21 protein-coding genes are annotated in these 21,114 nt (G+C 73.1%); 5 read left to right on the forward strand and 16 right to left on the reverse strand.

All coding sequences use genetic code 11. The features are described 5' to 3' along the window. Nucleotides 1-28: 28 nt before the first annotated feature. The 6 genes from MICAU_RS17695 to MICAU_RS17720 form a co-directional block, all read right to left on the reverse strand. Entirely contained in the window at nucleotides 29-2,938 is a 2,910-nt protein-coding gene (locus tag MICAU_RS17695) for a M36 family metallopeptidase (protein WP_240638059.1), read from the reverse strand. A gap of 276 nt (nucleotides 2,939-3,214) precedes the next feature. Beyond that, entirely contained in the window at nucleotides 3,215-3,613 is a 399-nt protein-coding gene (locus MICAU_RS17700; RefSeq protein WP_013286708.1) for a hypothetical protein, read from the reverse strand. Then, the gene (locus MICAU_RS17705; protein WP_013286709.1) at nucleotides 3,606-4,604 is read right to left on the reverse strand and encodes a hypothetical protein; all 999 of its coding nucleotides are present in this window, start codon (nucleotides 4,602-4,604) and stop codon (nucleotides 3,606-3,608) included. The genes MICAU_RS17700 and MICAU_RS17705 overlap by 8 nt, the downstream gene beginning before the upstream one ends. 41 nt (nucleotides 4,605-4,645) lie before the next feature. Further along, nucleotides 4,646-5,824, reverse strand: coding sequence for a hypothetical protein (locus MICAU_RS17710; protein WP_157547413.1), 1,179 nt, complete (start codon nucleotides 5,822-5,824; stop codon nucleotides 4,646-4,648). A 172-nt stretch (nucleotides 5,825-5,996) separates the two neighbouring features. Beyond that, complete coding sequence (locus MICAU_RS17715) at nucleotides 5,997-6,842, reverse strand: alpha/beta fold hydrolase (RefSeq protein WP_013286711.1); 846 nt, start codon at nucleotides 6,840-6,842, stop codon at nucleotides 5,997-5,999. A 56-nt stretch (nucleotides 6,843-6,898) separates the two neighbouring features. Continuing rightward, the gene (locus tag MICAU_RS17720; protein WP_013286712.1) at nucleotides 6,899-7,138 is read right to left on the reverse strand and encodes a winged helix-turn-helix domain-containing protein; all 240 of its coding nucleotides are present in this window, start codon (nucleotides 7,136-7,138) and stop codon (nucleotides 6,899-6,901) included. 294 nt (nucleotides 7,139-7,432) lie between these two features. Here MICAU_RS17720 and MICAU_RS17725 point away from each other — a divergent pair, with 294 nt between their 5' ends. Beyond that, the gene (locus MICAU_RS17725; RefSeq protein ID WP_013286713.1) at nucleotides 7,433-7,708 is read left to right on the forward strand and encodes a DivIVA domain-containing protein; all 276 of its coding nucleotides are present in this window, start codon (nucleotides 7,433-7,435) and stop codon (nucleotides 7,706-7,708) included. Between the two features lie 2 nt (nucleotides 7,709-7,710). Next, nucleotides 7,711-8,016 (forward strand): hypothetical protein, encoded by a 306-nt coding sequence (locus tag MICAU_RS17730; RefSeq protein ID WP_013286714.1) that lies wholly within the window; start codon nucleotides 7,711-7,713, stop codon nucleotides 8,014-8,016. On the opposite strand, the gene MICAU_RS17735 is transcribed toward MICAU_RS17730, so the two are convergent. Further along, nucleotides 7,944-8,489 carry a hypothetical protein gene (locus tag MICAU_RS17735; RefSeq protein ID WP_013286715.1) on the reverse strand — a complete coding sequence of 182 codons (546 nt, stop codon included), beginning with the start codon at nucleotides 8,487-8,489 and terminating at the stop codon, nucleotides 7,944-7,946. The genes MICAU_RS17730 and MICAU_RS17735 overlap by 73 nt on opposite strands. Before the next feature lie 339 nt (nucleotides 8,490-8,828). Between MICAU_RS17735 and MICAU_RS17740 the strand changes: the two genes are divergently transcribed. Next, nucleotides 8,829-9,731, forward strand: a complete 903-nt coding sequence (locus tag MICAU_RS17740) for a hypothetical protein (RefSeq protein WP_013286716.1) — start codon at nucleotides 8,829-8,831, stop codon at nucleotides 9,729-9,731. A 181-nt stretch (nucleotides 9,732-9,912) separates the two neighbouring features. On the opposite strand, the gene MICAU_RS17745 is transcribed toward MICAU_RS17740, so the two are convergent. After that, nucleotides 9,913-11,703 (reverse strand): ABC transporter ATP-binding protein, encoded by a 1,791-nt coding sequence (locus MICAU_RS17745; protein ID WP_013286717.1) that lies wholly within the window; start codon nucleotides 11,701-11,703, stop codon nucleotides 9,913-9,915. An 80-nt stretch (nucleotides 11,704-11,783) separates the two neighbouring features. Here MICAU_RS17745 and MICAU_RS17750 point away from each other — a divergent pair, with 80 nt between their 5' ends. Further along, nucleotides 11,784-12,200, forward strand: a complete 417-nt coding sequence (locus MICAU_RS17750; protein ID WP_013286718.1) for a MarR family winged helix-turn-helix transcriptional regulator — start codon at nucleotides 11,784-11,786, stop codon at nucleotides 12,198-12,200. A gap of 78 nt (nucleotides 12,201-12,278) precedes the next feature. Here MICAU_RS17750 and MICAU_RS17755 read toward each other — a convergent pair whose 3' ends face one another. The 8 genes from MICAU_RS17755 to MICAU_RS17790 form a co-directional block, all read right to left on the reverse strand. After that, on the reverse strand, nucleotides 12,279-12,905 hold the full coding sequence (locus tag MICAU_RS17755) for a TetR/AcrR family transcriptional regulator (protein ID WP_013286719.1): 627 nt from the start codon (nucleotides 12,903-12,905) through the stop codon (nucleotides 12,279-12,281). Between the two features lie 95 nt (nucleotides 12,906-13,000). Next, a complete protein-coding gene (locus tag MICAU_RS17760; RefSeq protein ID WP_013286720.1) occupies nucleotides 13,001-14,272 on the reverse strand; it encodes an ABC transporter substrate-binding protein in 1,272 nt (423 codons plus the stop codon). Nucleotides 14,273-14,322: 50 nt separating this feature from the next. Then, a complete protein-coding gene (locus tag MICAU_RS17765; RefSeq protein ID WP_013286721.1) occupies nucleotides 14,323-15,468 on the reverse strand; it encodes a branched-chain amino acid ABC transporter permease in 1,146 nt (381 codons plus the stop codon). Further along, nucleotides 15,465-16,343, reverse strand: coding sequence for a branched-chain amino acid ABC transporter permease (locus tag MICAU_RS17770; protein ID WP_013286722.1), 879 nt, complete (start codon nucleotides 16,341-16,343; stop codon nucleotides 15,465-15,467). The genes MICAU_RS17765 and MICAU_RS17770 overlap by 4 nt, the downstream gene beginning before the upstream one ends. A gap of 13 nt (nucleotides 16,344-16,356) precedes the next feature. After that, nucleotides 16,357-17,073, reverse strand: a complete 717-nt coding sequence (locus tag MICAU_RS17775) for an ABC transporter ATP-binding protein (protein ID WP_013286723.1) — start codon at nucleotides 17,071-17,073, stop codon at nucleotides 16,357-16,359. Further along, on the reverse strand, nucleotides 17,070-17,888 hold the full coding sequence (locus MICAU_RS17780) for an ABC transporter ATP-binding protein (RefSeq protein ID WP_013286724.1): 819 nt from the start codon (nucleotides 17,886-17,888) through the stop codon (nucleotides 17,070-17,072). Before MICAU_RS17780 ends, MICAU_RS17775 begins: the two co-directional genes overlap by 4 nt. 140 nt (nucleotides 17,889-18,028) lie before the next feature. Beyond that, a complete protein-coding gene (locus MICAU_RS17785; protein ID WP_013286725.1) occupies nucleotides 18,029-19,234 on the reverse strand; it encodes an RNA polymerase sigma factor in 1,206 nt (401 codons plus the stop codon). After that, nucleotides 19,231-19,581, reverse strand: coding sequence for a YciI family protein (locus MICAU_RS17790; protein ID WP_013286726.1), 351 nt, complete (start codon nucleotides 19,579-19,581; stop codon nucleotides 19,231-19,233). The genes MICAU_RS17785 and MICAU_RS17790 overlap by 4 nt, the downstream gene beginning before the upstream one ends. Here MICAU_RS17790 and MICAU_RS17795 point away from each other — a divergent pair. Next, nucleotides 19,573-21,027, forward strand: coding sequence for a flavin monoamine oxidase family protein (locus MICAU_RS17795; protein WP_342341507.1), 1,455 nt, complete (start codon nucleotides 19,573-19,575; stop codon nucleotides 21,025-21,027). The genes MICAU_RS17790 and MICAU_RS17795 overlap by 9 nt on opposite strands. Nucleotides 21,028-21,114 lie beyond the last annotated feature (87 nt).

Below are 21,114 nucleotides of genomic sequence, written 5' to 3' on the forward strand. Positions count from 1 at the left end.
AGCCGCCCGTCCGCACCCGCCGTGTGGGTCAGCGCGTGAACGCCTGGAACTCGGCGATCCGCACGTTCTGCGCCTGCGGGCTGGCGGTGGCGCAGTCGGTCGCCGCCCGCGGGTCGTCGTCCTGCTCACCGGCGTAGTCCGGCGCGCCCGTGCACTGGTTGGTCAGCACCTCGACGCGCAGGTGCGTGGCCTTGGTACGCGGAATGTCGAACGACCGCATGATCAGCTCGGGCGCCCGGGGACGCGGCGCCACAGCCGGGAACGCGTCCGGCCGGCTGGTGTAGACCGGGCGGAAGTCCGCCGCGTCCGCGCAGGTCACCGGCCCGGTCGCGGTGCACGCGAGGACCCGGAACTGCCGCACCGCGGAGTACCGGCTCTGGGTGCCGGCGTCCGCGTCACCGGCGACCGCCGGACGCAGCATGGCGCTGACCTGCACCCGGCGTACCTGCTGGACGTCGCCGGCCAGGTCGACTGTGACCTGCCGGCCGGCGACCGGCGCGCCCAGCGAGGCCCAGTTCGTGGCCTCGTCGTCGTCGGCGATCTGCGGCAGGTTGATCCCGTCGCCGGTGACCGCCGCACCCGCGGTGGCCGAGGCCAGGTTGGGTCGCAACGACACCGCCAGCGTCCGGTTCTGGCCCGCCTTGACCTTCACCGGGCCGATCCGGGTGTGCCCGTAGCCGGGTGCCCGCACCACGAACTCGTACGTGCCGGGCACCAGATCCACCCGGTCGGTGAGCGGGGTGGCCGCGTCGGTGTCCGCCACCGGCACCGCCCGGGCCTGGTAGCGCCCGACGAACAGCTGCGCGCCCGCCACCGGCCCGCGCTCGCCGACCGGGAGGAACCGCAGCGAGCCCTCCCGCGCGTACGGCGAGGTGAAGCCCGGCGTGGGGTTGGCGTCGGTGTGGCCGACGCTGGCCGCGGTCTCGCCGAGGCCGCGCCCGGCGAACGCGTTCCAGAGCAGGTCCTGGTTGGCGCCGCCGAAGCGGATCCGGTCGGCGGCGAGCATCGCGTCTCGGGCGTCGACCATGCTGACCTGGCTGACCGACATCAGCAGGAACGAGTCGAAGACCAGTTGGATCCAGCGCCGGTTACCCGGGCAGGCGGTCACGTCGCGGGCGCCGGTGGCGCACGCCTTCTGCACGGCCGGGGTGCCGCTGCCCCACCGGCGCATCATGGCCGCGCGGATGTCGGTGTTGGTGGCGCTCCACACCTCACCGGAGGCGTGCACCTGGAGGCCGACGAAGTCGTAGTCGACCGAGCTGTAGTTGAGCGGGCTGTCACTCATGTTGTAGTTGCGGATACCCGCGTTCGGGTCCTGGGTGGTGTACTCGCCGATGGTGAACCCGCGCCGGCCGGGCGCGGCGTATCCGTGCTCGAACAGGTACTCCATGGCGAGCTGGTCGGACCAGCTCTCGCTCATGCCCTGCGGCGAGCTGACCCCGGCGCTCGGGCCGGCGATCATGCGGTTGGTGACCGCGTGGCCGTACTCGTGGGCGATCACCGACATGTCGAAGTCGCCGTCGACGCACGGCGCGTAGAACGAGCCCGCCATGGGCTGCCACAGGTACATGTTGGTGGTCGGCGCGACGCCGTCCGGCGGGGTGATCTGGTTGGCGTTGTTGCGGGCCGCGAAGTTGGGCGGGCCGCCGCTGGCCCCGCCGGCCTGGGCGTTGCCCTGCTCGGGGTCGTTACCGAGCCCGCCGCGGCCGAGGTTGTCCTGCTGCATGTTCCAGGTCTCCTCGGTGAACCCGAGGTGATAGGTCCAGTCGTGCATCCGGTTGTGCATGGCGAACAGGTTCGCCCGCGCCGCGTCGATGTCGTTCGCCTGCGGCGACGTGAACACCTCCGGGTTGCAGCGCTGCTCCTGCCACTGGTTCGTCCACGGGTAGTCGTACCGGCGGTCCGGGCGGGGCGTCGCGGTCTCGGTGCCGACGCTGAACGGGTCGTTGCTGAACCAGTTCTGCACCGCGATCGCGTTGTTGCCCTTGGTCGTGGTGGTGGACTGGCCGGTGGCCGGGTCCACGTCCCACGCCGGGTGCCCGGGCACACCCACCACCTCGGCGCAGCCGCGCGCCGGCACGGCGCACCACCGCTTGCGGGTGTCGACCGAGGACCTGTCGACCCGCGGCGAGTTCGGGAAGACCTCCCACGAGGGGTGGTCGGCGTCGTGGTCGATCAGGTCCTCACGGACCAGCACGGCGCTGTCGCGGGCGTCCACGTAGGTGGCGTAGGCGGCCGGGTCCGCGCCGGTGGTGTCCGCCCCGAGGACCACCTCCCACGCCGCGCGCGGCCCCCGGTCCGCGGTGGGCACCGCGACCAACGAGGTACGCACGACCTGCGCGTCGGAGCGGCCGGCGTCGGCGACGGCGGCCTTGCGGGCCTGCTCGGCGCTGATCGTGGCCGGGGCCGGCGTACCGGCGTCGCGGGCGAGCGAGGAGCTGACGTGCCACACCGCTCCGTCGCGTACGCCGATCGACAGCATGCCGTCGACGGCAGCCGGCAGGTCACCGAAGCGCTGCCGGAACAGGACGGTCGCGCCCTGCCCCATCGGCGCCACTGTGAGCAGTTCCAGCGCGGCGGCGCCCTCGGCGGTCAGGCCCAGCACGTCCCGGTTGGCGGCCACGTACGCGCGCGCGGCGGCGGCCGGGTCGGCGGGCAGGCCGGTGGCGAGGGGCTTGCCGGTCGACGTGAGCGTGGCGGGCGTACCGAAGTCGGTCCAGCGCACGCGCGCGCCGAGCGCGGCGGCCCGGTCCCGCTGCCGGTCGCTGGCGGCGACGCGGCCCTTGCGGTTGTCCTTGGCCTTGGTGTCGTGCCGGTCGCCCGGCAGGTGGTCGGGTGGCGCCTGGGTACGGGTCTGTTCCCGGGGTGCCGCCTGGCCGCCGCCAGCGGCGGTCAGGACCAGCCCGGCTGCCAGCAGCAGCGCGGTGGTCCCCGTCAACGCACGGGATGGTGTGCGCACGGTCCCTCCTGTCATCGTCGAACGGCGATGTCCGTTCCGCCATCCGACCAGGACGATCAACCGTCCGACACCATCCGAACATCCATAAATGTTGCTGCGTCGATTTCTTTGCGACTCAGAGGAGGTGCGTCACGCGGACGGGCTCCGCGAGGATCGCTTCTGCTCCCGGAAGGTCGGCGAGACGAGAGGCCAGGTGACCAGGGTCAGCCGGTGCGGCAGGGTGGCGCGAGGCCACACGCTCCGGGCATTCGAGTGCTAGATCTCGATCACGGCGTCCGGGTCCGCCCAGACGGAGCGCAGTTCCACGATGTCGTTGAGCGGCGAGTGCTTGGCGACCTCGACGATCCCGGTCACACAGGCGCGGATGGTTTCCGGGTCGCGGTCCTCGATGGCCTTGTCGAGCCGGGCGAAGAAGCCCTGATGCAGTTCCCGGCGCTCGGCGAAAACGCGATCCAGATAATCCCGCAGGCCCTGACTCGCGGCGCTGATCCTGGCGATCTCCTTGTCGCGTTCCGCCACGATTCGGGCGCGTTCGGTCAGGTTCGCGTCGACGCGCTTCGCCACGTCGACGATCGCCATGAGGAATTGTGCGGCGTCCGGCGTCGTGGCCAACCAATCGACCTTTTCGTCGGCACTCCTGCGGGTGTCAGGCATGGGCGCTCTCCGGGTCGTAGTCGCGGTACTTGATGACGAGGAATTCGCCACTGGGGTCGAGCGTCAGATCGTCGTTCACGACGGGCGCCGCGCTGACCTCGGCGACGCCCTTGACGACGAGCAGCGCGGTCTGGAGGAGGTGCGCGTGGTCGTCACGGGCGAGATCGAACCCGCCGGGCTCGCGTTCGACCTGCTCCAGGCTGTCGATCGTCTCGCCTGCGCGCCGCACGAGATCGGCCAGCACGTCCCGCATCTCGTCGACCCGGTCGTCGATGCCGCGAAGAAGTTCATCCTGGTGGTGGTATTTGGCGATTGCCGTCTTGACGTCCGCGTCGTACTTGGCGATCGCCGTGTCGGCGTCGGACTTTGACTTGATCATCAAGCCGATACTGAGCGCGACCGCCGGGACCGCGGTGATGATGTTGAGCCGGAGCGCGCCCGCCGCGATCCCCCCACCTCCGGCGACCTTGGCACCGCCTCCGATCGCCGCGAGGGTGGCGTTTTTCGCCGCCGCGCCGCTCAACGCGTTGATCGCAGTGCCGGTGGACGCCGTGGCCACTTTCGCCACTGTGGTGTAAGCGGCGACGCTGAGGCCGTTGCCCGCGGCGGCGGACACGATGCCGGCCATCGCGGCTGCGACTTCGCCGGGACCGGAGACCTCGGGGGACGCCTCGATCTCGCGATTCTCGGGCGCCTCACCGTCCTCGACGATCTGGCGCCCACGCATCCGCAACTGGCGCTCGTTGCGCTCGGCGAACGCCTTCATGCGGGGGATCACGGAGTCGAGGGCCGCCTGCTGGCACTCGCCCAGCCCTCTCAGCTTCTCCGAGGTGGAATCGGCGGCTGCCCGGTGCTTCGCGTACTCCTCGTCGTGCTCGCTGGTTATTTCTTCCAGCTTTTTCTTGGCCTGATTCTCAATGATCTTATTTCCGATAAAGCTGACCGCCGTCGTTCCCGCGGCGACGGCGACCAGGACTATGGGGAACGGCACGGCCCACCTCGAAATTCATAGTTGCTTCCGCGAGCGACACCCTAGCAAGCACTTTCCCCTAAGCGCACCGGCCAACGGTCCCGGCAAATTTGTCCGACTGCCGCCGTCATGAGCTTCGCGCGCCAGGCCGGCTCGTCCTCGCCGGTCAGCAGCAGCACTCCGCTACCGGCGCAGACGGCCGGCCAGACCGGGTCCGTGCACCGCGAGACCAGCAGGACCGCGGCGACGGCGACACCCCGGGCGGCCAGCCGGTGCCGGTACTCCAGCACCTGCCCGAGGCCGAGCCGGAGCTGCTCGACCTCGTTGCCGCCGACCACGCTCTTCACCTCGGCGATGAAGCGGCGTCCGTCCGCGTCCCGCCACGCCACGTCGACGTTCACCCCGGCCAGCCCGGCTCCCGCTGTCAGGTCCGAGCGGGACAGGTGGGCGATCAGCGCCCGGCAGAGGCGGTCGTGCTCGTCCACGCCGGCCCGGTAGGCGTCGGCGTCGAACGACCGCTGCGCCGACAGGTCGCCCGCCGTCGTCACACCGGTGTACGGCCGGTCGAAGCCATCTCCGCCACCGGTCAGCGCATCCAGGCCGTCGCCGTCCAGCAACTGCGACGCCTGCCACGCTCGTGCGACGACCTCCGGTCGATACCGGCCCTCGAACGAGTACGGTCCGGCGGCCACCCAGCAGGACAACAGTCGTACACCGGCGATGACCGGCGGCTGCCGCAGCAGCCAGTGCGCCGTGGCGAGATCGGGGCAGGTGAGGAGGACCTTGTCTTCCGCGAGGGTCCTGGTGCGGTCGTCCGCCACGTCGATCCCGCGGCGCTCCCACTCCTGCAGATCGATCGCACCGGCCTCGATCGCCGAGAGGATCGGCGCGGCGTGGGAACGGAGCCAGACCTCCTCCCCTGTCTCGTGCAGGCCGAGGATCTCCAGCACGCCGACCGTCAGCCGCAACACGGCGGGTGCGGCATCATCGAGGTGGGACAGGATCCAGTACCTGCCGGCGGTGCCGGTGGCTTCCGGTACGACAGTGCGGGCCACCCAGCCGGCGAGCGCCCAGGCCTGACGGCCCGTCTCGTCGAGGCCGGCCGTCCAGTCACCGTCGACGGCACCGGGCACCGGGTCGAGCGGCGACGGCGCGGGAGCCTGGAAGACCCAGGCGGCCAGGTCGGCGGGAGTCGTGACCTGCCAGAGACGGGAACGGCGCGCGGCTAGCATCTCGGTCACGTCCGCCACATCGTCCGCGTTCCACCACCTCCCGCCCGCATCGGGCTCGGCCAGGTCGGACACGTGCAACCTCCAGTTCTCGTCGCAGAGAGGCTTCCTCAGCGCGTTTCTCGTGCGGCCCCACGTAGGTGTGCGTTCGGGTAACTTGCGCTCCACGATCTGAAAGGAGCGCTCATGCCGGCCCGTCGAGGAAGACGGCCACGGCCCGATGGAAGTCGTGTGGATTCTCGACCCACGGCAGGTGGCCGGATCCGGGGAGGCTGACCCGCTCACAATTGGGCAGCGCCTTCTCCAGCGAGTCGACGCCCCAGCGGGGACGGATGTCATCGGGGCCGTCGATGATCAGCACGGGCAGGTCGAGCGTCCGGCACCGCGCCGCGATCCCGGAGGTACGGAGTTCCCGCTTGACCTCGGCGTTGACGGCCCGGTTGCAGTCGTGGTTGATGCCCAGCCACGGCGTGGCCATGTCCTCGGCGTGCGTCATGGCGGCGTCGGGGTCGGCGTAGTCAGCCGACCACTGCAGAACCGCCCGTTCCCGTTCCTCCGCCGGGTTGAGCGCTCGTGCCCCAAGCGCCTCCCACCGGTGCAGATGGGGCCCGAGCCGCCGCCGGAGATTCCGTTCGTAGTGCGGATGCCAGCCGCGTTCGGGGTCGATGCCGGTGCCGGAGACGTAGATCAGGTGACTGACCCGCTCCGGGTGTTCGATCGCGTACCGCAGCGCCAGGTGCGCGCCCCACGAGTGGCCCAGCAGTGCCGTCCGCGGTCCGGCCAGGTGTTCGCGTACCGCGTCGAGGTCGGCGACGAAACGGCCGATCGTGTACGGGCCGCGCCGCTCGGAGCGCCCGCAACCACGCTGGTCCCACCGGATGACACGGGCGTGCCCGTCGAGCAGCCGGGCGACCGGGCCGAGGTAGTCCCAGATGCCCGGACCGCCGTGACAGAGCACCAGCGGCGCCCCGGCGCCGACCTGGTCGGCCCACAGGCGACAACCGTCTTCGGTACGCACGTCCGCAGTCATCTCCGACAGTATGGCGAGTCGGACGACGACCGATGGGCCTGCTGGACTGACGCCGGTTACGGCTCTCTCATCCAGGTCTTCGGATCGGTCACGAAGACACCCTTGCCCTGCTGCCGCCGGATCACCCGCAACGCTTCGAGACGCGCATACGCCATCTGCACGGTGCCGTGACTCACGCCGTAGCGATCGCGCAGCGCAGCGATCGAGGGCAGCTTGTCCCCCGGCTTCAGCTTCTTTCCTCTGACGTCGGCGATCACATCGTCGGCGATGCGCCAGTAATCCGGCACTTCTCGCATGGCACTCCTCGCGTGGCGACCCGATTCGATCACACCGCGACGCGCCTAACAAGCAGCGTTGACTCATCTGACATGTCTAGATAAGTTGATTCCGGGCCGCTCCTCGCGTGGCAACGAGTTCGGCCCCTCCCCCGGTCGGGGCGGGTGCGCGTACCCGTCCCGACCCTCCGGACTGCTCCGCCTCCGTACCGCCGATCCGGGCTGCGGTGGGCGGAGCGGGCGGGTCGGCCGCGGCCGACGTGCGGACGGCCCGCCCTTCCACCGCACCTGTCCCCTGCTCCTGGAAGGACCGAAGTGACGCTGCATCGATCCGGCCGCCTCTACCTGAGCGGCCTGCCGGCCCGGCCGACCCCGCACGAGGTGCGCACGCACGCCTTCGACGCCCGCAGGAGCGGCGTCGACCCTGATCAGGTACGCGAGTTCCAGGCCCGGGTCGCCGACGAACTGGCCGAACTGCACCGCCGGGTACGCCTGCTCGCGCAGGAGAACGACAGGCTGAAGCGCGCCCTGCGGGACTGGCAGGCCATGCACGCCCGGGAGTGCCGCCCACCGAACGACGGCCACTGGTAGCGGTGCGCCCGCAACCCGGTGACCTGCTACGGGTCGACGGCCGCGCGTCGGTGCAGTTCGGCGGCGGTCGGGCGCTCACGTTCCGGGTCGTATCGGTCGGGCCCGAGGTGACGTACACCGGGTGGATCTGGCTGACCGGGTACGTGGTCAACAGTCGCGGCACCGCCACTGCGAAGCGGGAGATCTTCGTGCAGCTCGCCGGGCTGCGCCGAGCCGGCGAACCGTTGCCGCCCGATCAGTCCTGGGTGCCGGCGAACAGCGTCCAGGCGTCGATCTCGGTCGGCGCCAGCGGCCGCGCCGGCAGATAGGACGCCAGATCGCGGAAGTCCGCCACGGCGTTGTGGACGCACACCGCGAGCGAGAAGTGCAGCAGTTCCCGCACCGCCTGCGCGTCGGGGGCCGTGACGTCGTCGAGCAGCGGGCTGCGGACATCCAGCGCGAACACCACGTGGCAGGCGCTCTGGTCGGCCTTCACGACGCAGTAGTAGCGCCCGGCCTCGGCCAGCCGGTTGCGGATGTTCGCCCAGGCCATCGCCCCGGAGATGTCCGGCACGTCGGCGCCGGCCACGCAGGCCATCCGGAACACCCAGCGGGCCGGATCGTCCGGCGACACCGCGCCGTAGACCAGCACCAGGCCGCCGCGGTGGAACACGGCGAAGCCCTGCACGTCCGGGCTGAGGTGCAGGAAGTCCGGGGTCCAGACCCGGTCGTACTGCCGTTCGGCCAGGGACCGCAGGAAATTCACGGTCTGGCCGGCGGCCTGACGAGCGTCTACGCCCATGCGTTCTGGTCCTCCCCGAAGGATCGCGGAGCCTCACGCTACGAAGCGCTTCGATCACGGATCAAGGCGCGCCGATCGACTCTGGATGGTCGGTCCCGTGAACGGGACCGAAACCGCCCGAGTCCCACGGATAGGACTACGGGACGGCTCGTCCGATCGGTCAGCGCCCGCCCCTGGGCCGGGCGGAACCGCCGCGCGCGGCTGCGCACGTACACCGGCCCGGGTTGTTAGCGTGGATCGCGGACCGCCACGGCGGTCCGGCCACCCCTCGCCCGACGGCCCGCGCGTCCCGGTGACGCCGCGGGACGCGGTGCTGCGATCCGGCATGGAGGGGGTGCGATGACCGCGGTGCCGGAAGGGCCCGAGCCGGGCGGCGGCCGGCCGAAGCCCGGCGCGCCGGTGGACAGCAGGCGGCGGCGGTGGGCCGGACGGGCGCGGGCGCTGGGCGAGGCGGCGCGCGTGCGGACCCGGCGCTTCTGGGACGGCGCGCAGCCGACGCTGCGGCAGCTCTGGTGGACCGAGGAGCCGGTGACGCCGGTGACCACAGTCGACCGGCGCGTCCCGGAGCCGCTCGCGGTGCCGGCGCAGGGCCAGGTGTACGTGTTCCTGGTCCGCGCCACCTACACCTGGTCGTCGGAGACGGCCCGGCCGGAGCTGTTCGGCTGGTACGTCGACTACTTCCAGCAGCAGGCCACGCAGCGCCTGCACCGGCTCGCGGTCCGGCACGCGGTGGAGGTGCCGCCGCACCGCCCGCGCGACCTGCACGCCGCGTTGACCGCGGCGCTCGCCGACGACGACCCGCCGCCCTGGACGTACGCGCGCGGCGAGGTGACGTTCGCCTGCGAGCCGGACGTCACGGTGCACCTGGACGAGCGGGTGCGCAAGCTGCTCCAGCCGTACTGGGAGCAGCGCATCGCGCTGGAGTGCGAGCGCGACCTGGCCCGCCGCCGCGCCGAGTACGCGGAGGAACGCGACCGCCGTGATCGGCCGACGGCGGCGCGAGCCGGGAAGGACGGCGAGCCGGCCGCCACGGCACCGCCGGCCGACGGGCGCGGGCCGGCGGGCGCGGCACGGGACGCGCGAAAGATGCCCGGCGGGCCGGGGCGGGCGCGGCGTGGATCGCGGCCGGACGGACCGGTGGAGTCGTTCACCCCGCTGGAGCCGCTGCTCCCCCCGCCCGCGCCGCGCCCGGCCCCGGGACAGCGGCCCCGCCGGGGCGAGCCGGAGCCGCCCCAGGTCTGAGCCGGGACGGGCCCAGGTCTGAGCCGGGACGGTCAGCCCGGGACGGCGGCCTTCTCGGGCGGGCGTTTCTGCCCGGGCGGCCTGCGCGGGCTGCTGCACGCCCAGCATCGCCCCGGCGACGACAGCGGTCGTGCGCAGCGCCGGCACGCGCCACCGGGCGGCGGTGGTCACTTTCCTACGCTCAGCCGACCAGGGCGGCGTAGCGGCCGCGCCGGTCCAGCAGTGCGTCGTGGGTGCCGGATTCGACGATGCGGCCGTGGTCGAGCACGGCGATACGGTCGGCGTCGCGAACAGTGGAGAGCCGGTGCGCGATGGTCACCACGGTGCGACCCCGGGCCAGTTCGTCCAGCGCCCGCTGGACCGCGCGCTCGGTCTCGGTGTCCAGCGCGCTCGTCGCCTCGTCCAGCACCAGGATCCGCGGGTCGCGCAGCAGGGTCCGGGCGATCGCCAGGCGCTGCTGCTCGCCGCCGGAGAACCGGTGGCCGCGCGAGCCGACCATGGTGTCGTACCCGTCGGGCAGCGCGGTGACGAGGTCGTGGATGCGGGCGGCGCGGGCGGCGGCCTCGATCTCGGTGTCGGTGGCGTCCGGGCGCGCGTACCGGAGGTTGTCCCGCACGGTGCCGTGCAGCAGGTACGTCTCCTGGCTGACCACGCCCACGACGGCGGCCAGGTCGGCCGGGCGCAGGTCGCGCAGGTCGATCCCGTCGATCGTGATGCGGCCGGCGTCCGGGTCGTGCAGCCGGCTGATCAGCGCGGCGAGCGTGCTCTTGCCGGAGCCGGTCTCCCCCACCAGGGCGAGGCTGGTGCCGGCCGGGACGTCCAGGCTGACGCCGGCGAGGGCGGCGGTGTCGCTGCCCGGGTAGCTGAAGGTGACGTCCTCGACGCGCAGGTGGCCGCGGGCGGTGGCCGGGTCGAGCGGGACCGGGCGGGCCGGCTCGGCGACCTCGACGGGCAGGTCGAGGTATTCGAAGATGCGGGCGAACAGCGCCAGCGACGCGGTGAGCGTGACGCCGACGTTGAGCAGGCCCATCAGCGGCCGGAACAGGTTGCCCTGGAGCGCGGTGAACGCGACGAGCGTGCCGATGGTGAGCGTGCCGGCGGTGCCGGGCAGGCCGGCGCTCAGGTAGATCACCGCGGGGATGGCGGCGAAGACGATGCTCATGGCGGCCATCCGCCAGCGGCCGGCGAGTTCCGAGCGCAGTTCCAGGTCGACCAGGCGGGCCGAGGAGGCGGTGAACCGGTCGACCAGGGCCGGGCCGGTGCCGAGCGTCTTGGCCAGCCGTACGCCGCTGACCGACAGCCCTTCCTCGATGGTCACTGTGAGGTCGGCCAGTTCGCGCTGGCGCTGGGCGGTGATCTCCCGGCGTAGCCGGGCGACCCGGCGGGTGAGCCAGAGCGCGGGCGGCAGCACGACCGCCGAGACGAGGGTGAGGCGCCAGCTCAGCGCCAGCATGGCGATGGTGGTGGCGACCACTGTGGTGAGGTTGGCGGCGATCGAGGTGGCGGTGGAGGTGACCACCGCCTGCATGCCGCCGATGTCGTTGGTGATGCGCGACTGGACCTCGCCGGTGCGGGTGCGCACGAAGAAGCCGATCGACTGGCGCTGGAGGTGGGCGAAGACGTCGGCGCGCAGCCGGTGCATGACCTCCTGGCCGACGCGGGTGGAGATCCAGGTCTGCGCGACGCCGAGCACCGCGGTGACCGCTGCGACCGCGACCATGCCCGCGACCAGCCAGGCCAGCAGGGTCAGGTCACGCTCGGGCAGGGCCCTGTCGATCACAGTACGCAGCAGGAACGGTGTGGCCATCGCGATGATCGAGGACGCCACGATGATCGCCACCACTGTGGCGAGCGGGCCGCGGTGGGCGGTGAACAGGCCGCCGATCCGGCGCAGGGACACCTCACGGGCCTGGGCCTTCTCGGCGGGGGAAACGGTCCGGCCGTCACGGCGGCCGTCGGGGATGCGATCCAACTGTGCTCCTCGTGCAGGGGACAATGCTGAGGTTACCTCAACATGAGGGAACAACACGAAAGCCTGTTACCGTATTCCCCGTGAACGGCAGCGACGAGAGCCTGGCCGAGACGTTCTGGGCGGTGACCCGCCGCCTGCGGCACCAGACCAAGCGCGCGCTGGAGCCGTGGGAGATCAGCCCCGGGCAGGCGCGGGCGCTGGGCGTGCTCATGCGTCACGGCGCGCTGCGGCCCGGCGCGCTCGCCGAGCACCTGCGCATCGCGCCGCGCTCGGCCACCGAGGTGGTCGACGGGTTGCAGGAGCGGGGCCTGGTCGAGCGACGGCCCGACCCGGGCGACCGGCGGGCCACGCTGGTCGCCCCCACCGCCGAGGGCGAGCGGGTGGGCACCGCGATCCGGCAGGCGCGGGCCACCGAGGCGGAACGGTTCTTCGGCGCGCTCGCACCGGACGACCGGGCCGAACTGACCCGCATCCTTCGCCTGCTGCGCGAGGACTGAACGAGGGCCGGCCACCTGGACCGGCGCGGAAGGCGGCCGTCGGTGCCAAGTCGGCCGGAAGACCGGCCGCCGGCAGCGTCAGCGCAGGCCGGCGGCGATCGCGTCGACCAGCAACGCGCCGAGCGTACGGGCCATCACCGCGCGGGCCGCGTCGACGTCGAGCCCCATCGAGTCACGCATCATCGACCACGCCGACCAGGTGCCGGCCACCGTGAGCGCGTCGAGCAACTGCTCCCGGCCCGGCCCGGCGTGTGCCAGCTCCGCGCCGAACACCGACTCGATCTCCTGGCGTACCCGGGCGATGGCCGCCTCCCGGTTGCGCCGCAACTGCGGGGAGAACGGCTCCCGCAGCGCCGACGCACGGGCCGAGGGCGCCAGCACCTCCAGCAGCCGGGCGCGCTGGTCGCAGAACGCGGCGATCCGGGCGGTCAGCGGCAGTTCCGGCGACACGGGCTGCCAGAGCGTGGCCTGCCGCTCGCCGACCCGCCGTCCGGTCGCGGCGAACAGCGTCTCCATGTCCTTGAAGTTGGTCCAGAGCGTGCGCAGCGACACCCCGGCCCGCTCGGCGATCCGTTCCCCGGTGGGCCGCAGGTCACCGGAGTCGATCAGGGCCAGGTGCGCCTCCACGATCGCGGCCCGGGTCCGCTCGGCCCGCGCCGCCCGGCCGTCCACCCGCTCCGGCGGGTCGGTCTCCAGCTCGATCATGGGTACGGGCTCTCCTGTTGCTCGTCTGCCGGCGGCCACTCTACGTGCGTGCCGCCGGGCGACCGGCACCCGGCCGCCCGGCGGCAGCACGGCGGTCAGGACGTCGGAACGGCGTCCGCCGGCGGGTTCGTCGGCGGCTCGGTGAACTCGGTGACCGCGCCGTCGCCGTCGTCGGTGGTGTACGCGGGACCGAAGTACGCCTGCGCGCCGTTGCTCACCTTGGTCAGCCGGACACCGCCGTAGCCGGCGTGCACGCCCTCGGCGTACCGGAAGGGGGTCAGGCCCGGGCCGCGGAAGCCGCCCTTGCGCACGGCCTCGACCAGCTTCTCCCGGGTGGGGTCGGGCCCGGCGGCGAGCATCGCCTGGACGAACGTGTACGCCATCGAGTAGCCGTAGATGGCGTTGCCGTCGACCGGGTTGCCCGCGTTGTACTTCTGGTGGATCTTGGTGAACTCCTGGATCCACGGGTTCGCGGTGTCACCCACCATCGGCAGGTAGTTGTCGGCGATCATGCCTTCGAGGATCACCTTCTTGTCGCCGAGCTGGGCCGACAGCGTGGTGTAGTCCGCGCCCACGTTGGAGACCACCCACTGCGCCTTGAAGCCCTGCCCGGCGGCCTGGCCCATGGCGAGCGCGGTGAAGCCGGGGATGGTCGCCGAGATGACCACCTGGCAGCCAGCCGCGCGCAGCGCCCCGATCGCCGGGCCGACCTGCTGGTTCGTGGTGGTGTACGTCTGCTTCGCCGCGACCGGGCCGAGGACCTGCTCGACCCCGGCCAGCGAGTCCCGCCCGAAGTCGTCGTTCTGCCCGAAGTGGCAGACCTTCGCGCCGGGGAACTCCCGCTTGACGTAGCTGGCCAGGATCTTGCCCTCGACCGTGTAGTCGGGCTGCCAGCCGAACGTCGTCGGGTACTTGTCCGGCTGGTTCCAGTTGCGGCTGCCGGAGGAGACGAACAAGTCCGGCACCTTCTGCGTCTTGACGAACTCCAGCACGTTCGTGTGCGTCGGCGTGCCGAGGCCGCCGAGCAGCGCGAAGACCTTGTCGTCGAGCACCAGCTTGCGGACCACGTTCTCGGTGTTGGCGGGGTTGTAGCCGTCGTCCATGACCTTGTAGACGATCTTCCGGCCGTGCACGCCGCCCTTGCTGTTGACGTGCTCGAAGTACGCCTTGGTGGCGGCGGAGATCTTCGAGTAGCCGGGCGCGGCCGGTCCGGTGAGCGGTTGGTGGGTGCCGATGACGACCTCGGAGTCGCTGACGCCGGGGACGTTCTCGGCGGCCTGCTTCTCGTCGTCGGCGCAGGCCGGCAACGCGGCCAGCAGGGCCAGGCCGGCGGCGGCCGCGAGAACGCGGCGGGTGGTGGGGCGCATGGTTCTCCATTCCGGTGCGACGGTGCGAACGGTGGGTGGAACCGGTGAGGTCAGCGGTCCGGCGACCGGCGGGTGGCGGGACGACGGCGGACGGCCCTGCGCAGGCGGGCGCCGACGGCACGCACCCCGCCCTGGAGGCCGCCCGGGGCGGCGAGCATGACGACGATGAGGATCAGGCCGAACACGGCGAGCGCGAGGTTGCCCTCCAGCCGCTGGGCCAGCCCGGCGGAGAGGCTGAGGTGTTCGGTGAGCAGGCCGGGCAGGTCCTGGAGCGCGACCAGCAGCACCGCTCCCCAGACCGCGCCGGCCAGGCTGCCCAGCCCGCCGATCACGATCGCCATGAGCAGGAACAGCGACAGGTCCAGCGGGAACTTGCCGGGTGCGACAGTGGCGGTGAGCATGGCGTACACGCCGCCGCCGAGGCCCGCGCAGGCGGCGCTCACCACGAACGCGAGCACCTGCGTGCGGGCCACCGGGATGCCGGCGAGCCGGGCCGCGACCTCGTCGTCGCGGACCGCCCGCAGCGACCGGCCGAAGCGGCTGCGTACCAGGTTGGCCAGCAGCAGCATGGTGAGCAGCGCGGCGCCCAGCGCGATCCAGGCGAGCCAGCGTTCCGGCTGGAAGTAGGCGCCGAGCGCCGCCGGTGGCGTCTGCGCCGGGAACCGCAGCCCCTGCTCGCCGTTGAACACGCCGGTGAAGATCGTGGTGACCGCCGGGACGAGCGTCGCCACCGCGAGCGTCACGCCGGCCAGGTAGGGACCGCGCAGCCGGGCCGCCGCCAGCCCGACGACAAGCCCGCCGAGCGCTGTCACCGCGACGGCGACGAGCAGTGACGCGGGCAGCGTCCACCAGCCGCGTACGGCCCGCTCGTCCAGGGCCTGCTGGGTCAGCGCCACGGTGTACGCGCCGGTGGCCATCAGCGCGCCGTGCCCGAGCGAGAGCTGGCCGTTGAGTCCGACCAGGACGGTGTGCCCGGCGGTGACGCAGAGGAACGCGCAGACGCGCGCCACCTGGAGGTTCTGGTACGGCGCGAGCTGGTTGGTCACCAGCACGACGAGCGTGCCGGCGAACACGGCCACGGCCAGGTGGCGCAGCAGCGTGGAGCCGCGCGCCTCGCGTCCGGCGGGGGCGCCGGGAAGCAGCCGCCGCAGCGGGGACGGCGCAGCGGGCGCGATCTCGGTGGGGGTGCTCGTCACACGTGCCTCGCTCTCGCCGCGGAGAAGAGCCCGCCGGGGCGGACCAGCAGGACGGACAGCAGCAGCACCAGGACGGCCAGCGGGGTGGTGTCCGGTCCCAGGTAGCCGGTGACGTAGGACAGGATCAGCCCGACCAGCAGGCCGCCCACCACCGCGCCCACAGGGCTGTCCAGGCCGCCGACCACGGCGGCGGTGAACGCGACCACGAAGACCAGGTCCATGGCGTGCGAGTGCAGGCCGAGTCCGGTGGGGACGACGAGCATCCCGGCGAGCGCGCCGACGCCGGCGGCGAGCGCCCAGCCCAGCGTGAGCATCCGGCCGACGCTGACGCCGAGCAGCCGGGACACCTCTGGCGCGAAGGCGGCGGCCCGCATCCGCAGGCCCACGGGGGTACGGGTGAACAGCAGCGCGAGCAGCGCCACCACAGTCAGCGCCGCGCCGAGCACCCACAGGTCGTACGGGGACAGCGCGGCCACCCCGCCGATGGTGAGCGCGTCGGTGTCGAACGGCGCCGGTGCGGGCCGGTAGTCGTTGCCGAAGACCATGCCGAGCACCGCCTGGATGACCAGCACCAGCCCGAGCGCGACGATCACCTGGTTGAGCGGGCCGCCGGGGCCGGCGAACCGCATCAGCACCCGCTCCACGAGCGCGCCCAGGGCCAGCCCGGACAGGATCGCGGCGGCCAGGCCCAGCCAGTACGAGCCGGTGGCGGAGACGACCGCGTACCCGACGTAGGCGGTGGCCACGGCCATCGCACCCTGGGCGAAGTTGACCACCCGGGCGGCCCGCCAGATGAGCACGAGCGCGAGCGCGAACGCCGCGTAGACCGCCCCGGCGGCGAGCCCGTCGAAGGTGAGGAACCAGAACCGCTCCATCCGCGACCCCTTCCTAGAATCCGAGGTACGCGTGCCGGAGCTGGTCGTCGTCGCGCAGCCGGGCGGCCGGCGCGGCCGTCACCACCCGCCCGAGCGACATGACGATGCCCTGGTCGGCGACTGACAGCGCGGTGCGCACGTTCTGCTCGACGAGCAGCACGGTGAGCCCCCGTTCGTCGCGCAGCCGCCGCAGCAGCGCCATGATCTGCGCGGCCACCTTGGGCGCCAGCCCGAGCGACGGCTCGTCGAGCAGCAGCAGCCGGGGCCGGGCGATCAGCGCCCGGCCGATCGCGAGCATCTGCCGTTCCCCGCCGGAGAGCTGGTGCCCGGCGTGGTCGCGGCGGCGGGCCAGGGCGGGGAACAGCTCGTACACCTCGTCGAGCGCGCGGCGGGCGTCGGCCCGGTCGCGCCGCCACAGCCCGCCCAGGCGGAGGTTCTCCGCCACTGTCAGCTCGGTGACCACGCCGCGCCCCTCCGGCACGTGCGCCAGGCCGCGCCGGACCAGGTGTTCCACCCGGACGCCGCGCAGGTCCTCGCCCGCGTACCGGACGCGGCCGCCGGTGGGCCGCAGCAGACCCGAGAGGGTACGCAGCAGCGTGGTCTTGCCCGCGCCGTTGGCGCCGAGGACGGCGGTGACGGTGCCGGCCGGGACGGTGAACGCGACGTCGCGCAGCACCGGCACGGGTCCGTAGCCGCAGCTGAGCGCCTCCACCTCCAGCACGGCTGTCACGACGCGCTCCCGGTCGGCTCGGCGGGCACGTCCGCGCCCAGGTACGCCTCGGTGACCCGGGGGTCGTCGCGGATGCGGTCCGGCGGCCCGGCCGCGATCACCTTGCCGAAGTCGAGCACCACCAGTTCCTGGCAGACGGACATGACCAGGTCCATGTGGTGCTCGACGAGCAGCACGGCGCAGCCGTCATCGCGTCCGGGCAGCGCGCGGACCAGGTCGGCCAGCTCGGCCACGTCGTCGGCGCCGAGACCGCCGGCCGGTTCGTCGAGCAGCAGCAGCCGGGGTCGGGCGATCAGCGCGCGGGCCAGCGCGACCCGCTTGCGCACCGGATAGGGCAGGGTGGCGGGCGCCGCGTCGGCGTACTTCTCGATGCCCAGCTCGGTGAGCAGGTCCAGGGCCCGGACGCGCAGCCGCCGCTCGTCCCGGTCGCTGCGGGGCAGGCCGAACAGCGCGGCGGCGAATCCGGCGCGGGCCGTGTGACTGGCGCCTGCGACCACGTTCTCCAGCACGCTCAGCCCGGCGAACAGGCCGACGCCCTGGAGCGTGCGGGCGATGCCGAGCCGGGTGAGGGCGTGCGGGCGGGGCCGGAACGACCGGCCGTCGAGGGTGAGTGAACCCTCGGTCGGCCGGACGAAGCCGCAGACCACGTTGAACAGCGTGGTCTTGCCGGCGCCGTTGGGGCCGATCACGCCGACGATCCGGCCGGGCGGCACCCGCAGCGAGACGTCGTCGAGGGCGACCAGGCCGCCGAAGCGTACGCCGACGTGGTGCAGCGCCAGGCCCGGTTCGTCGGCGGCTTTGGCCGGTGGGCTCATCGTCACCTCGTGCCGGTCGACGGAGCGCGGAAAAACTAATTACATCGGGAGTGTACTTTTCTCTGCCGCCGCGTCAATGCCCCGACGATCACCGCTCGCTTACGAGGGTTACCGCCCTCCTACGTGCACGGTCGGTGCGATCATCCCGGCATGCGGTCGCGGGCGCGGCGCAGGAACGTCTGCTCCGCCGCGTTGCCGGTGCCGGCGATCGCCGCGTCGTACGCGACCCGTGCCTGCTTCGGACGGTCCAGCCGGCGCAGCAGGTCGGCCCGGATCGCGTGCCACACGTGGTAACCGGCCAGGTCCAGACGCTCCACCTCGGCCAGTCCCGCCGCCGGTCCGCGTACCTCGGCCAGCGCGACCGCCCGGTTGAGCGCCACCACCGGCCCGGGCGCGACGGCGGCGAGCTGGTCGTAGAGCGCGAGGATCTGGGTCCAGTCGGTGACGGCGGCGGTGGGCGCGTCCGCGTGCACAGCGCCGATCGCGGCCTGGATCTGGTACGGCCCGGGCCGGTCCCGGCGCAGGCACCGGCGGACCAGGTCCTGTCCCTCCGCGATCAGCTCCCGGTCCCACCTGCCGCGGTCCTGCTCGGACAGCGACACCGGCACCCCGTCCGGGCCGGTCCGGGCGGCGCGGCGCGCCTCGGTGAGCAGCATCAGCGCGAGCAGGCCGAGCGCCTCCGGCTCGTCCGGCATCAGCGTCACCAGCAGGCGGCCCAGCCGGATCGCCTCGGCGCCCAGCTCGGCGCGGCCCAGCCGCTCCCCCGCGCTCGCCGTGTGGCCCTCATTGAAGATCAGGTACACCACTGCCAGCACCCCGCGCAGCCGGTCCGGCAGGTCCGCGTCGCGCGGCACCCGGTACGGGATACCGGCGTCGCGGATTTTCGCCTTGGCCCGGACCAGGCGCTGCGACATGGTGGGCTCCGGCACCAGGAAGGCCCGCGCGATCTCGGCGGTGCTCAGGCCACCGAGCAGGCGAAGCGTCAACGCCACCCGGGCGGGAGCGGCGAGCGCCGGGTGGCAGCAGGTGAAGATCAGGCGCAGGCGGTCGTCGGGCACGGGCCCCTCCTCGGCGGGCGGGTCGGCGGCGTGCAGCAGGGCGGCCTCGGCGTGCCGGGCCGCCCGGGTCGCCTCGCGCCGCAACCTGTCGACCGCCCGGTTCCGGGCGGTGGTGATGATCCAGCCGGCCGGGCTGGGCGGCGGCCCGTCGGCGGCCCACCGCGACACGGCGACAGTGAACGCCTCCTGGACCGCCTCCTCGGCGAGGTCGATGTCGCCGAGGAGACGGACCAGGACGGCAACCGCACGGCCGTACTCGGCCCGGAAGACGCGTTCGACGTCGGTCATCCCTCGCCCTGGAACGGGCGGACCTCGATCGGCAGCGTGGTGGCGAGGGCGTACCGGCGGCCCCAGTCCAGCGCGGCGTCCAGGTCGGGCGCCCGGATGATGGTGACGCCGCCCAGGTACTCCTTGCCCTCGGCGAACGGCCCGTCGGTGACCAGCACCTCGTCCCCGGCCGGGCGCAGCACGGTGGCGGTCTGCGGGTCGTGCAGGCCGTTGCCGAACACCCAGCACCCCGCCTCCCGCAGGTCACGGCCGATGGCCTCGACCTCGCGCATCACCCCGGCCAGGAACTCCGGGTCCGGGCGGCCCTCGCCGGCCGGCTGGTACATGCTGATCAGGTACTGCTTCATCGGCTTCTCCTCGTCACCGGACGGCCCCGCGCCGCCCTCTCACCCTCCACACGAACGACTGATGCCCGTTTCGACACGCCGGGCCGGGTGAATCCGGCCGGGAGCGGGGTACGCCGCCGCGTGCGCCGTCACCGGATCGTCGTCGTGGGCGCCGGGTTCTCCGGTCTGGCCTGCGCGCTCGCGCTGGACGCGGCGGGCGCCGAGGTGCGGGTGCTGGAGGCCCGGGACCGGGTGGGCGGCCGGACGCTGAGCCGCCCGTTGGCCGGCGGCGGCTGGCTGGACCTCGGCGCGCAGTGGATCGGCCCGACCCAGGACCGGATGTACGCGCTCGTCGCCGCGTACGGCCTGACCACGTTCTCCTCCCCCGCGCACGGCGCGGCGGCGCTGCTGCTCGGCGGACGCCCGGCCGCCGGTGAGCCGCCCGGGCTGTCCGCGCTGCTGGGCACGCTCGACGAGATGGCGGGCGGGCTCGACCCGGCCGCGCCGTGGCGGGCGGACGACGCGGCACGGTGGGACCGGATCACGTTCGGCGGCTGGCTCGACGCGAGCGCTGCCGACCCGGTCACCGCCGGGTACGCGGGCCGGATGCTCGCCGGTGGGCTGCTGGCCGCATCACCGGACGAGGTCTCGCTGCTGCACATGCTGTTCTACCTGCGCAGCGGCGGCGGCACCGGGTCGCTGCTGCGCATGGCCGGTGGCGCCCAGCAGGACCGGCTGGTCGGTGGTCCGGCCGCGCTGGCCGAGCTGATGGCCGCCGCGCTGCCGCCGGGGAGCCTGTGCCTGCGCGCCCCGGTGGACGGCGTCGCGCAGGACGGCGACGGCGTGCGGGTGCGCGCCGGCGGCGAGACGTACCGCGGCGACGCGGTGGTGGTCGCGCTGGCGCCGACGCTGGCCGGGCGGATCCGGTACGACCCGCCGCTGCCGCCGCTGCGCGACGGGCTGACCCAGCGGATGCCGATGGGTGTGGCGCTCAAGGTGCACGCGCTCTATCCGGAGCCGTTCTGGCGGGCCGACGGCCGCTCCGGCGTGTCCAGCACCGACACCGGGCCGCTCACCGAGACGGTGGACAACTCGCTGCCGGACGCGCCGGGCGGGGTGCTCGCCGCGTTCAGCTACGGCGCGCAGGCCCGAGCGCTGCGCCGGCTGCCGGAGGACGCGCGCCGGGACGCGCTGTGCGAGGCGCTCGCCGCGATCTTCGGCCCGGCCGCCGCGCGCCCCGACGACCTCGTCGAGTACGACTGGTCGGCCGACGAGTGGACGCGCGGGTGCTTCTGCGGCGTCCTGCCACCCGGCGCGTGGTGCGCGTACGGCCCGGAACTGCGCACGCCAGTGGGCCGGGTGCACTGGGCCGGCACCGAGACCGCGACCCGGTGGAGCGGATACCTGGAGGGCGCGGTGACCGCCGGCGAGCGCGCCGCCGCCGAGGCGCTCGCCCAGCTCGGCTGAGCACCCTGTCCAGTGAGATTCTTCGATGGAGTCTATTGAAAAGTTTCTCCGCCCTGTGCCCTAATGACGACAGTTCCTTTCGTCATA

This window comes from Micromonospora aurantiaca ATCC 27029 (assembly GCF_000145235.1).
Lineage (GTDB): Bacteria > Actinomycetota > Actinomycetes > Mycobacteriales > Micromonosporaceae > Micromonospora > Micromonospora aurantiaca.